Source organism: Nocardia sp. NPDC019219, from assembly GCF_040632645.1.
Classification (GTDB): Bacteria; Actinomycetota; Actinomycetes; order Mycobacteriales; family Mycobacteriaceae; genus Nocardia; species Nocardia sputorum.
The window spans coordinates 225,542-237,726 of sequence record NZ_JBEYCG010000004.1 but is presented as its reverse complement, the minus strand read 5'-3'; the positions used below and the strand labels follow the sequence as shown (position 1 = coordinate 237,726).

Genomic DNA, 12,185 nt, shown 5'->3' with positions numbered 1-12,185 from the left:
GTTCGGCAATCCTAACTTTCAAGTTCGAGTCGGTGAAACGATCTCGCCCTCGTTACGTCTGCGCCCTACGGCAGCGGCAACGGCGGCGACTCCGGGAAGACGACCGGCAGGGCGGTCAGCGCTCGATGGAACGGACCCGGACGCCAGGTCAGCTCGTCCACCGGAACCGCGAGGCGCAGTTCCGGCAGCGCGTCGAGCAATTGATCGATGGCGTCCTGCGCGATCAGATAGGCCAGCGAATTCGCCGGACATGCGTGCGGGCCGCCGCCGAACGCGAGATGGGCGCGGTTGCCCGCGTAGCGTTCGGCGCGGATCGCGGGGTCGGTGTTGCAGGCGGCGATGCTGATCACGACCGGTTGGTGGGCGGGCAACCAGATGTCGTCGATCAGGATCGGCTGCTTCGGGAAGCTGAAGCAGAAGTTCGCCATCGGCGGATCGTTGAACAGCACTTCGTCCAGCGCGTCCCGGGTCGACAGACTGCCGCCGAGCACACTGCCGCCGAACCGCTCGTCGGTGAGGATCAGCAGCAGCGTGTTGACGATCAGATTCTGCTGCGGCTCGATCCCCGCGCCGTAGAGCGTGCCCAGCTGGTGCACCATCTCGGTGTCGCTCAGCCCGGACGGGTGCCGGAGCATGCGCGTGGTGATGTCGTCACCGGGTTCGGCCCGCTTCAGCACCGTCAGCTCGCCCAGCGAATCGATGAGCATCTTGTTGCCGCGCTCCGCCTCGACGCCCTCGAAGATCGCGGCCATGCCGGTCGCGGCGCGCTGCGCGATCTCGGCCGGGCACCCCAGCATGGCGTTCAGCACCGCGAACGAGAGGGGAAAGGCGTACTGGCGCACCACATCCGCGGAACCGTCCGCGCAGAACGAGTTGATCAGCGGCGTCGCCAGCTGCGCGATGGTGTCGTGCAGACGGTAGAGGTCGACCTTCGCCAGACCCGCGACATTGGCCTGCCGATAGCGGGCATGCTCGGCTCCGGCATTACGCAACGCGTTGGGCCGCCACTGCATCATCGGCAGCACCGGGCAGTCGGCGGGGATGTCCTCCTGCCAGGTACGCGGATCGGCGGGAAAGTGGTCCGGATCGTTCATGATCCGCACGGCCGTGTGATACCCGAGCACCAAGGTGGCCGGGACGCCCGGCGCCAGTTCCACGGGCGCCAGCGATCCGTATCTCGCCCGCATGTCGCGATAGGCACTGTGCGGGTCCGACGCGAATTCGATGGAGTACAAGGGAATCCGCGGGCCGTCGGTGTCGATCGGCGAACCGTGCGGTGCGCGACTGTGTGCGGAGGACGGGGACGTCGTCATCGAGAAAGCTCCAGGCGATCGGGCAGCAAGATTCGTGAGCCTAGGCAGCTTGCCTGCCGCCTGCACCGGAAACGCATCGAAGTGACCGGCCCGCGCTATTTGCTATAGAATTGCCCGAGATTCGACGCGTAGACCTGATCGAAGGCTAATCGCACCCGCTGTGCCGAGTGCGCCGGTCCAGCGCAGGGGACACGGCGGCCGTGCGCAGAACTGCGACCCGAGGACGGCACGCCATGACAGACGTCGACTTTTGCGTAATCGGCGGGGGATTCGCGGGATTGACGGCCGCATTGCGGCTGAAACAGATGGGCCGATCGGTGGCGCTGCTGGAAGCCCGCGACCGGCTCGGCGGACGCACCTTCACCGAAATGCGCGCCGACGGGGCGTGGATCGACCGCGGCGGCGCCTGGATCGGGCCGGGCCAAGACCGCATCCAGGCGCTGATGACCGAGTTCGGAGTGCCGAGCTACAAGCAGTACACCGACGGCGAGGCCATGATGGTGGTCGACGGCAAGCAGCACCGCTACACGGGCACGATTCCCTGGACCATGAGCCCGTGGGCGGCGATGAACCTCGGCGCGGTGTTCCTCGAACTGGGACATATGTGCAAGGCGGTTCCGCTGGAAGCACCGTGGGCGGCGAAGAAGGCCGACAAGTGGGATCAGGTCAGTCTGGCGCACTGGTTGGAAACCAATGTCCTGTCCAAACCCGCGCACGACCTGCTCGAGACCGCCATAGCCGGCTGCTACACCTCGGCGGCTTCGGAGGTGTCGTTGCTTTTCGTGCTGTTCCAGATGGCCTCGGGTGGCGGGCCCAGCTTCGTTCTGGGCGTCAAAGACGCGGCGCAGGACGCCCGGCCGATCGGGGGCATGGGCGCGATCTACCGGCCGATGGCGGCCGAACTAGGCGACTCGATCCACCTCTCCCAGCCCGTCCGCTGCATCCACCAGGACGACGAGGGGGTGATGGTCCGCGCGACCGGCATGACGGTGCGCGCGCGCCGGGCGATCGTGGCCGTTCCCCTCGCGATCGCGGGCCAGATCTCCTACCGGCCGATGTTGCCCGCCGATCGCTCTTTCCTGCACCAGCGTATGCCGAGCGGCTCGATCATCAAGACCTCCGTCGTCTATGACGAGCCGTTCTGGCGCGACGACGGCCTATCGGGACAGTCCGTCGCTCCGGGTTCGCCTGCGACCGTCACCATCGATGCGTGCGGGGACACCGGGCACCCGGGCGTCCTGTGCGTCGTCATCGAGGGACCCATCGCGCGCCAGGTCGGCCGGCTCGACGACACCGAGCGCAGGCGCGCCGTGCTCGACGCACTCGTCGAGCGATTCGGCCGCAAGGCCGGCGCACCCGTCGACTTCGTCGAGCAGAACTGGAGCACCGAGCGTTACTCCGGCGGCGGGATGCTCAGTCACGCGCCGACCGGTGTGCTCACCGAGTTCGGCCATGCGTTGCGCGAGCCGTGCGGCCGCATCCACTGGGCGGGCACGGAGAGCTCCGCGGTCATGTGCGGCTGGATCGACGGGGCCGTCCGCTCCGGCGAACGCGCGGCCAGCGAAGTGATGGAACACGAGACGGCCGTGGTCGGCTGAAGGGCGGTGCGGTGATGCGAACCGAGGGAGACGTGTGGGACATCGTCAGCAGCGTCGGACTCACCGCGTTGGGGGTGGCGACGTTCCGGGCGCTGGAGGCGGCTGCACCCGATCCACTGATCCGGGACGAGTACGCGCCGCTGTTCGTCGCGGCTTCGGGCCATCCGCATTTCACCGAGCTGCTGGCGGACCCCTCCCGGCTCGACGGTATTCCGCTGGTCCCCGGATTCATGGGCTTCCGCACGAAGTTCTTCGACGATTTCTTCTCCTCGGCCGCGGCGGCGGGCATTCGGCAAGCCGTGATCGTCGCCGCGGGATTGGACGCGCGGGCGCATCGTCTCGACTGGCCCGCCGGAACCACCGTGTTCGAGATCGATCAGCCCAAAGTCCTCGAGTTCAAGGAGAAGGTGCTCACCGAGCACGGTGCGCGGCCGAAGGCCGACCGGCGAACGGTGGCCGTCGACCTGCGCGAGGACTGGCCCGCCGCTCTGCGTGCCGCGGGATTCGAGCCCGGCGCACCCACCGCATGGTCGGCGGAGGGGCTGTTGCCCTACCTTCCCGGTGCGGCGCAGGACCGGTTGTTCCAGCACATCGATGAGCTGTCCGCCTCCGGCAGCCGGCTCGCCGTGGAGAGCTTCGTGGCGGGCGTCGACGTCACACGCTTCGCGAGCATCGAGTCGAAGTACTTCGATCGCTACAACCCGTTCGGCGACGTCGATCCGGCCGAGCTGTTCTACGACGACGAGCGGGCCGATCCAGCGCAGTGGCTGGCCGATCACGGCTGGTCGGTGCGGCGCTTCAGCCCGAGCGAGCTGGCCGCGTCCTACGGGCGTTCGGTGGAGGACCTCCCCGACGACCTCGACGACCTGTGGCGGCAGCCCAGGCTGCTGATCGCGGAGCGCTAGCTTTCGCTACATCTTGGCGCTGCGGGCCATGACGAAGCTGTAGAGCCCGTAGGTGATGATGCCCAGCCCGGCGACGAGGAGCAGAGCCATTCCGAAGGGTTGCGCGCCGAGCGTCTTGATGGCTCCGTCCAGTCCGGCGGACTTGTTCGGATCGGATTGCGTCGCGGCGAGGATCACCAGCAGCCCGACCGCGGCGACGGCCAGCCCCTTCGCGATGTATCCCACGGTGCCGAGCCGCCGCACGAAGGCGCCCTGGCTGCCGCGGAGATCGTCGAGGAAGCTCTGGCTCGCGCCCTTGTACACGTGGTAGCCGCCGACCCCGATGATGACCAGCCCGCCCACCACCAGAGCGACCGTTCCCGCCGTGTGCTGCATCAAGCGTGCGGTGAGTCCGACACTCTGGCTGCTGCTGGACTGGCCACTACCCTGGGCGAAACGGAACGCGGTGATCGCCAATCCCAGGTAGACCACGAACAGTGAGAACGCTTTGACCCGGTCGAACGCTTCGGATTTCTTGCTGTCGGAAGCGGGTTTGGACGCGTGGCCCAACATCGTCTCCACCAGTCGCCACAGCGCCATCAGCAGAAACGCGACCGTAGCCACCCAGAGGGTGATGGCGCCGCCGGGCTTGTCGGCGAGTTCGGCCATGGCCCCGGACTGATCCGCGCTGCCCTCGCCGCCGAACGCGAGCCGGATGGCGATATAGCCGATGAGCAGGTGGACGAGCCCGGACATGACATAGCCCGCGCGAGCGAGCCCCGCGAACACGCCGTTCTGCGCGATCCGCTCGGCGGTAGACGAGGCCTGCGGATGATTCGTCTGGGTCATGATGCTTCTCCGTACGGGTGCTTCGGCGGGGCCGCTCTCAGAACATCGAGCGGTTACCCATCTCCGCCGGAAAAGCACACGACTACCGCGTCGCAAATCCCTGGTTGTCGCGGCGGCTGGGCCGCTGTTTCTCCGGGCGCGGCTGACCGAGCAGGTACTCCCGCATGTGCGACGATCCCGTGCGCGCGGTCTCGATGATGGTCACGGCCTCACGCCCGGTCAGCCCGAGGCGCTGAGCCAGCTCGACCGGCACGACGTCGTCGTCACCGACGAGTTCGACGAGCATCCGGTTGCGCGCGCAGGGGCGGAATCTTCACGGGCCGGCCTGGTCGTAGCGGATATCATTTGCATCCTCTGCGACCAGGCCCGGCTTCGAAGCGTCTGGATACTCCTCAGAGTCATCTCTCAGACGGTTCGGGTACCAGTGCCGGCGCTGGGCTTCGCATGGTGCCCGCTGCGATACCCGCGCCCGCGAGGGCGATGACCGCCGCGCCCAGGAAAGCCGCGGAGAAGCCGTCGGTCAGCCTCGGCAGATCACCGAGGTCGTCCGTGCCGTAGGCGGTCGCAACCGCCGTCATCGCGGCCAGACCGAGAGCGGAACCGACCTGGTAGCTCACATTGACGATGCCGGAGGCCAGACCACCCTCCTCCGGTCGCGCCGCGGAGATGGCGGTGCCCAGCGACGGAATGAACGCCAAGGACATGCCTGCGGCGGCGACCAGCGAGGCGGGCAGCACATCAGCCCAGAAGTTGCCGGTCGGACGCACGAGCGCCATGATGCCCAGACCCAGGCCGAGCACCACCAAGCCCGTCACGATCATCGGCTTGGCGCCGAAGCGCTGCATCGCCCGTGGAGCCAGGACGATCATTCCGAGCATGATCAAGGTTGTCATCGGCAGCAGCGCCGCACCGGAGGGAAACGCGCTGTAGCCCAGCACTTGCTGCAGGTACAGATTCAGGAAGAACCACATCGGTACCCACGCCGCGCCCAGTAGCAGCTGAGCGATGTTGGCGGCGGCGAGGTTCGGCGCCGCGAAGATGCCCAGACGCATCAGAGGCTCGGTACGCCGGGACTGAACCCAGACGAAACCGGCGAGCAACGCGGCCGCCGCGCCGAGGACCACCCAGGTCTGTCCGGAATTCCAGCCGACCTCAGGCGCCCGCACTATTCCGTAGACGGCCACAGCCAATCCGGCGGTCACCGAGACCGCTCCGAGCAGATCGACCGACCCCGAACGCGCAGGCGCACTCGGCATCAGGGCGGGGACGGCGATCAGAGCGAGAATCGCGATCGGGATATTGATGTAGAAGACCCAAGGCCAGCTGACGTACTCGGTGATGACACCGCCGAGGAAGACGCCCGCGGTACCGCCGGCCGGGGCCGCCGCGCCGTAGACAGCGAGAGCTTTCGTCAGCTCCTGCGGCGAGGACCCGAACAGCATCATCAGCAATGTCAGCGCCGAGGGCGCGATCAGTGCCGCGCCGGCGCCCTGCACGGCGCGGCCGGCGAGCTCGACGCCCACAGTGCCCGCCGCGCCGGCGATCACCGAACCGGCGAGCAAGACCAGCCAGCCCCCTCCGAACACCCGGCGGGCACCCAGCAGGTCCGATAGTCGTCCTCCGAGCAGCAGCAATCCGCCGAAGGCAACGACGTAGGCATTGAAGACCCAGGTCAAGTTCTCCTGGGAGAACCCGAGTTCGGTCTGCATCTTCGGCAGCGCGATGCCGATGATCGAGGTGTCCATGATGACCATGAACTGAGCAGCGGCAATCACCGCGAGAGCCAGCCACTTTCGCGTGGATGGCGCAGTTCGGACAGACATTTCGGTTCACCTTTCGGTATCGGGAACTCAACAGACTCGTACCATACCCCCCTAGGGTATCTATGTGTCAAGCCCGCGTCATACGCCGAAAAGCGCGACAACTTTCACTTGCCTCATACCCATAGGGGGTATATGGTTCCGATGTCCCGCTGCCGACGACAACAGGAAGATCACGACGATGAGCACCTCGAACCAGCTCCACGCCCTGCACGCCATCCACGGGCACCACCCGGGAGACGGCGGACACGCCGCCGCCCCTGCCGAACATGCCGGTCACAGCTCAGGTCATGCACACAGCGGCCATCACCCGGCCCATGCCACCGGACATTCCCATCACGACGCTTCAGCCGTTCCCGGTGGGCTGCTGATCACCCAGGACGGGTACTCGCTCGAGCTGGAGAACACCGTGCTACAGCCGGGCGAGATCGACTTCCGGTTCCGCATCATCGGTCCGGACGGGCAGCCCGTCACCGACTACACCCCCATCCACGACCGGGACCTGCATCTGATCGTTGTTCGTCGGGAACTGACCGGCTTCTGGCATGTCCATCCGCAGCTCGGCGCCGACGGCACCTGGTCGGTGCGTCTCGACCTGCCCGAGGCAGGCGCCTACCGAGTCTTCACCGATATCGCACCCCGCGACCTCGGCCGCACCATCACCCTCGGAGCGGACCTCGCCCTCGCCGGAACGTACGCCCCGCTCCCGGTTCCCACCCCGGCCCGCATCACCGTCGTGGACGGCTACGAGGTGGAACTGGGCGGCGAACTCACCACGGGCGACGGCGGTCTCCTCACCCTCACCGTCCGCAAGGACGGCGCCCCGGTCACCGACCTGCAGCCCTACCTCGCGGCCTTCGGACACCTCGTGGTCATCCGGGCCGGCGACCTGGCTTACGTCCACGTCCACCCGAATGGCGAGCCCGGCGACGGAGTGACCGCCCCCGGCCCGGATATCGCCTTCCACACCGCCGCCCCCGGACCCGGGACCTACCGCCTGTTCCTCGACTTCAAGCACGAGGGAACCGTCCGCACGGCGGCCTTCACCCTGCCTGCCCACGCACCCCACCAACACTGACATCGGATCGGTTCCCGCCGAAACCCCGACCGTCCGAGGGAGATCCCATGCACGGCCGCTTTCCATCGATTCGCGCCCCACCATGCCTAACCGATCCGAAGAAGTGCTTCCGAGATGATCATTTCGCTGTTCCACCACCGTGACGCGCGTCGAGTCCGCCGTAGATATGGGCCTCCCGGCAGTGCGGCGCGGCCAAGCCGACAGCTTCGCCGCGGTATGGCGCCCGGCCTGGCGTCGGTTCCGGGTTCGGTCTTGACTCCGTACTTCGCGGCCGCCGCGAAATCGGCGATGGTGTCGATCCGCTCGACCGTGACGCCGAGGGCAAGGGCCAGTTCGACGTACCCGCCGCCGTGGGTGTCGATGAAGGCATCGATGCCGCCCGGTGCGGCGGCCTTGATCCGGTCGATGGCGCGGTCACTGTAGGCGACCGGGATCACGCCGTGGCTTCGCAGCCATTCGTGGTTGTGCCGGCTCGCCAAGCCGATGACGGTGGCTCCGGCGACGTAGAGGCCACCCGCCACCTCCAATAAGACGTTCTTCGGTTGGGTGTGAGGTTGTCGACGTCGACCAGGACCAGCTCGGCCTGGGCTGCCCGCTTCTCGGAGAACCCGATCACCTCGTCGCCGACCGAGACTCGGTCGACTCCGGCGCCCACCTCGGCGACGACCCCGGCGAGATCGCTGCCTTGCCCGGACGGAAATGTCGAGGGAAAGATGTCGGCCATCGCGCCGGTGCGGATGGCCGCCTCACCACGGTTGATGCCTGCCGCCTTCACCCGAACCAAGATCTGCCCGTCATCAGGCACGGGGCGGTCGACGTCGTCGACCCGCAAGACCTCGATTCCGCCGAACTCGTCGTATCTGACTGCCTTTGTCATGGTCTTGCTTCTCCTCCGATGCGCGACGCGCGGTGTTCTTGTCACCAGGGCACTGTTCCGGCGTCGTCGAAGAATCCGCCGGTCGGTCCGTCGTCGGGCAGGGTCGCGAGATGAATCGCGATGGCCGCGCCCTGTTGCGGTGTACGGACGCCGCGAAAGCCGTTGAGGTCGGTGGCGGTGAATCCGGGACAGCCGGAGTTGATCAGGATGTTGGTATCACCCAGTTCCTTGACGTATTGGATGGTGAGAGCGTTGAGGAAGGTTTTCGAGGCCAAGTAGGCGGCGGGAACCGGGCCCATGTCGATGCCGGGTGCGGTTTGCAGGGTGAGCGAGCCGACGCTGCTGGACATGTTGACGATCCGCGGTGAGGCCGAGGCGCGCAGCATCGGCAGCATCGCGTTGGTGACCCGGATGACGCCGATCACGTTGGTTTCCACGACGATTCGCACGGTCGCGGGATCGACCGTGGTCGGTGTCTGCGGCATACCGCCGGTGATCGCGGCGTTGTTGACCAGGACGTCGAGCCCTCCGGCATGGTCGGCGATCAATTCGGCCGCCGCGGCCACACTGGCGTCGTCGGTCACGTCGAGCGGCACACCGAACGCATCGGCCCCGGCCGCGCGCAGTTTCTCCACCGCGGTGTCGCGGCGTTGCCGATCGCGCGCGCCCACACCGATTCGCCAGCCGAGCGCGCCCAGGCCCGCGGCGATCTCGTATCCGATTCCCTTGTTCGCGCCGGTCACCAGCGCGATCGTCTGTCCACTCACACCGCCGATCCTGCTGCGGCTCCGGGTGCGGCGTCCAAGACCGATCGGGTGTGCGGCGATACCGCACGGGTATTGATCGTGGTCAGCGCCGGATACCATCACCCGGTGGAGACGCGGGAGATGCGATACTTCGTCGCCGTCGCCGAGGAGTTGCACTTCGGGCGGGCGGCACAACGGCTCGCGATCGCGCAACCGCCACTATCGCGGGCCATCCAGCAGCTCGAACGGCGACTCGGAGTCGTCCTGCTGCACCGCACCGCTCGCGCCATCGCCTTGACCGAGGCCGGGGCGGTGCTGCTGCGGGAGGCCCGGACCGCGCTCGACGCGGTCGAAGCCGCCGAGCGCCGAACCCGGCGCGCCGCGGCCGACCAGCCCGGTGTGGTGCTGGCCACCAAGGCCGGAGCGTCCAGCGAACTGTTGTCGAAGCTGCTGCACGCCTACGCCGCCGAACCGGGCGCCGTGGCGGTCGAGGTGATGCTGTGCGGGCCAGGCCAGCCGGAAGGTCTGCTGCGCACCGGGCGTGCCGACGTTGCTCTGCTCCACCGGCCTTACGACACGACAGCCGGATTCGACGCCGAGGATCTGCACACCGAACAACAGGTCGTGGTCCTGCCCGCGGGTCATCCCCTCGCCAACCGTACGCATCTGTCGTTGGCCGAGGTCAACACCCTGACGAACCTGCCCCTGCCGCGCTGGCCTGGACGGGATGGCAGCTATCCGGACGGCCCAGGCCCGCAGGTGCGCGACCATACCCAACTTTTCCAGCTGATCGCGCTCGGACTGGCCTGCGCGGTCGTGCCCGAGTCGCTGCGAACCCAGCTACGCGACGATCATGCCGTCGTGCCCGTGCCCGACGCACCGCCCGTCACAACCGTCATCGCTTGGCCACCACATAGCAGATCCAAAGCCGTCGCCGACCTCGTCTACACCGCGACACGCCTCTAACCGGCACCACTGTTCGTCCGCCGCGTTCTCCGAACAGTCTCTCCAGGACGTGCAACACCACTGTGAATCCCCTCTCGCTGCGGGCGCGATCACGAGTCGGTCCCGTCGTGGCAAGCGCGACAGTCACTATCGGAGCGTGCCATCGTTCGAGGACCCTGCTGGGAGAGCGGGGGCGGCTGCTCTCAAGCTCCTGCCTGCGTTCCAGCAGTCTCATCGGACGCTGATGTGATAAACCCGCAGCCATTCGGCGAGCTGTAACAGGAACGACAGCGTGTCCGCGGAGCGCCACATGCCCTGCGCGCCGAGCGGCCCGGCCAGCAAGTCGAGCACGGCCTCCCGGCGCACCAGCGGCAGTAGCGGTGAGTCGGGGTCGGCGAGTTCGGCCCGCATCTCCTGACGTAGCGCCTGTTCGTAGGCCGGGTGCTGGCTGACCGGGAACGAGGTCTTCTTCCGGTCCAGCACCGGAGTCGGCAACAGGTCGGCGACCGCGTTACGTAACAGGCCTTTGACCCGCCCATCGGCGGTCTTGAACGCCCACGGGGTGTTCCACAGGTACTCCACCAGCCGGTGATCACAGAACGGCACTCGGACCTCGAGCCCGACTCGCATGCTCATCCGGTCCTTGAAGTCCAGCAGCATGGTCAGCCATCGAGTCAGGTTGACGTAGAACATTTCCCGGATTCGCGCGTCGGCCGGTACCTCGCCGTCCAGCACCGGTACTTCGGCCATGGTCTGCGCGTAGCGGTCGGCGATGTACTCGTGCGGCCGCAGCAACCGCCACAGCTCGGGATCCAGTATCGGCTCGAACGCCGCCACCGAGACCGCCCACGGGAACGTGGCGGCGTCGAGCATCCGCCGATCGAAAAACCATGGGTAGCCACCGAACACCTCGTCGGCCGACTCGCCGGACAGTGCCACCGTCGAGTGCCTCTTGACCTCGCGGAACAACAGGTATTGGGCGGCGTTGGTGTCGGCGAGGCCGGGCAGGTCGCGGGCACGCAATACCTCGGAACGGGCCTTGATCACCTCGTCGGTGCGCAGCAGCAACTCGGTGTGGTCGCTGCGCACGTGCCGTGCCACCATCCGCGCGAACGGGGTGTCCTGTTCCGGGCGGACCGCGCTGGGCTGGAAGTTGTCCTGGTTGCCCTCGAAGTCGATCGAATACGTCGCGAGCCGGCCGCGCTCGTCCCGGTTCAGCACGCCGGTGGCCAGCGCGGTCACGGCGCTGGAGTCCAACCCGCCGGACAGCAACGTGCCTACCGGCACGTCGGCGATCAGTTGCCGCCGCACGATGTCCTCCAGCAGCTCCCGCACCGCGGCGGTGGTGGTCGGCAGGTCGTCGGGGTGCCCCCCGCTGCCCAGCGCCCAGTACCGTTGCTCCCGGCAGCCCCGTCGGTCGATCCACGCGTAGTGGCCGGGCCGCAGTGCGCGAATATTGCGGAATACCGCGTGACCGGGGGTCTGAGTGAAGCACAGCACCTCGGCCAGGCCCTCGGTATCTACCTCGGCCGGGGCGATCGGGTTGGCCAGCACCGCCTTCAGCTCGGAGCCGAACAGCGCCCCGGTGGTGTAGGACAGGTAGAACAATGGTTTGACGCCCAGCCTGTCGCGGCCCAGCAACAGGGCCTGTCGGTTGGGGTCCCAGATGCCGAACGCGAACATGCCGTTCAACCGGCGCAGGCACTGATCGCCCCATTCCAGATAGCTGTGTAGCAGCACTTCGGTGTCCGAGCGAGTATGGAAGTGGTGGCCCCGTAGCTGTAGCTCGCCGCGCAGTTCCCGGAAGTTGTAGATCTCCCCGCTGAAGGTCAGCACACACGGCTGCTCGCCGTCCCGACCGGCCTGCATCGGTTGCACGCCGCCCTCGATGTCGATCACCGCCAGTCGTCGGTGACCGAGCGCGGCCCGCGGCGAGAGCCACAGGCCGCCCGCGTCGGGACCGCGCGGGATGAGAGTGTCGGTCATCGCCTCCAGCAGGGGACGTTCCTGGGTGAGATTTCGCTCCCAGTCGACCCAGCCCGTGATGCCACACATCGTCGTTTCCTCCTCGTCAT

The 12,185-nt window shown here is 67.4% G+C and carries 12 protein-coding genes; 4 read left to right on the top strand and 8 right to left on the bottom strand.

The genetic code is table 11. From position 1 onward, the window contains the following. Positions 1 to 65 precede the first annotated feature (65 nt). Positions 66 to 1,313 carry a cytochrome P450 gene (locus tag ABZ552_RS10555; RefSeq protein ID WP_281878189.1) on the bottom strand — a complete coding sequence of 416 codons (1,248 nt, stop codon included), beginning with the start codon at positions 1,311 to 1,313 and terminating at the stop codon, positions 66 to 68. A gap of 233 nt (positions 1,314 to 1,546) precedes the next feature. Here ABZ552_RS10555 and ABZ552_RS10550 point away from each other — a divergent pair, with 233 nt between their 5' ends. Together ABZ552_RS10550 and ABZ552_RS10545 are read left to right on the top strand one after the other, a co-directional pair. Then, on the top strand, positions 1,547 to 2,911 hold the full coding sequence (locus ABZ552_RS10550; protein WP_281878188.1) for an FAD-dependent oxidoreductase: 1,365 nt from the start codon (positions 1,547 to 1,549) through the stop codon (positions 2,909 to 2,911). A 14-nt stretch (positions 2,912 to 2,925) separates the two neighbouring features. Next, positions 2,926 to 3,816 (top strand): class I SAM-dependent methyltransferase, encoded by an 891-nt coding sequence (locus tag ABZ552_RS10545; RefSeq protein WP_281917561.1) that lies wholly within the window; start codon positions 2,926 to 2,928, stop codon positions 3,814 to 3,816. Between the two features lie 6 nt (positions 3,817 to 3,822). On the opposite strand, the gene ABZ552_RS10540 is transcribed toward ABZ552_RS10545, so the two are convergent. From ABZ552_RS10540 to ABZ552_RS10530, 3 genes are all read right to left on the bottom strand, one after another. Next, positions 3,823 to 4,644, bottom strand: a complete 822-nt coding sequence (locus tag ABZ552_RS10540; protein ID WP_281878184.1) for a DUF1206 domain-containing protein — start codon at positions 4,642 to 4,644, stop codon at positions 3,823 to 3,825. 82 nt (positions 4,645 to 4,726) lie between these two features. Next, the gene (locus ABZ552_RS10535; protein WP_357436531.1) at positions 4,727 to 4,930 is read right to left on the bottom strand and encodes a hypothetical protein; all 204 of its coding nucleotides are present in this window, start codon (positions 4,928 to 4,930) and stop codon (positions 4,727 to 4,729) included. Between the two features lie 112 nt (positions 4,931 to 5,042). Then, on the bottom strand, positions 5,043 to 6,467 hold the full coding sequence (locus ABZ552_RS10530) for an MFS transporter (protein WP_281917559.1): 1,425 nt from the start codon (positions 6,465 to 6,467) through the stop codon (positions 5,043 to 5,045). A 178-nt stretch (positions 6,468 to 6,645) separates the two neighbouring features. On the opposite strand from ABZ552_RS10530, the gene ABZ552_RS10525 reads away from it, so the two are divergent. Further along, positions 6,646 to 7,542: a hypothetical protein gene (locus ABZ552_RS10525; RefSeq protein ID WP_357436529.1), complete on the top strand. Its 897-nt coding sequence runs from the start codon at positions 6,646 to 6,648 to the stop codon at positions 7,540 to 7,542. 86 nt (positions 7,543 to 7,628) lie between these two features. On the opposite strand, the gene ABZ552_RS10520 is transcribed toward ABZ552_RS10525, so the two are convergent. The 3 genes from ABZ552_RS10520 to ABZ552_RS10510 are packed head-to-tail and all read right to left on the bottom strand — an operon-like array spanning position 7,629 to position 9,186. After that, complete coding sequence (locus ABZ552_RS10520) at positions 7,629 to 7,979, bottom strand: hypothetical protein (RefSeq protein ID WP_357436527.1); 351 nt, start codon at positions 7,977 to 7,979, stop codon at positions 7,629 to 7,631. Continuing rightward, the gene (locus ABZ552_RS10515; RefSeq protein ID WP_357436525.1) at positions 7,976 to 8,419 is read right to left on the bottom strand and encodes an alcohol dehydrogenase catalytic domain-containing protein; all 444 of its coding nucleotides are present in this window, start codon (positions 8,417 to 8,419) and stop codon (positions 7,976 to 7,978) included. Before ABZ552_RS10515 ends, ABZ552_RS10520 begins: the two co-directional genes overlap by 4 nt. Positions 8,420 to 8,460: 41 nt before the next feature. Beyond that, positions 8,461 to 9,186, bottom strand: coding sequence for an SDR family oxidoreductase (locus ABZ552_RS10510; RefSeq protein WP_281917556.1), 726 nt, complete (start codon positions 9,184 to 9,186; stop codon positions 8,461 to 8,463). A 105-nt stretch (positions 9,187 to 9,291) separates the two neighbouring features. Here ABZ552_RS10510 and ABZ552_RS10505 point away from each other — a divergent pair, with 105 nt between their 5' ends. Further along, complete coding sequence (locus ABZ552_RS10505; RefSeq protein ID WP_357436523.1) at positions 9,292 to 10,131, top strand: LysR family transcriptional regulator; 840 nt, start codon at positions 9,292 to 9,294, stop codon at positions 10,129 to 10,131. A 210-nt stretch (positions 10,132 to 10,341) separates the two neighbouring features. Here ABZ552_RS10505 and asnB read toward each other — a convergent pair whose 3' ends face one another. Beyond that, a complete protein-coding gene (asnB, locus tag ABZ552_RS10500) occupies positions 10,342 to 12,165 on the bottom strand; it encodes an asparagine synthase (glutamine-hydrolyzing) (RefSeq protein WP_357436521.1) in 1,824 nt (607 codons plus the stop codon). Positions 12,166 to 12,185 lie beyond the last annotated feature (20 nt).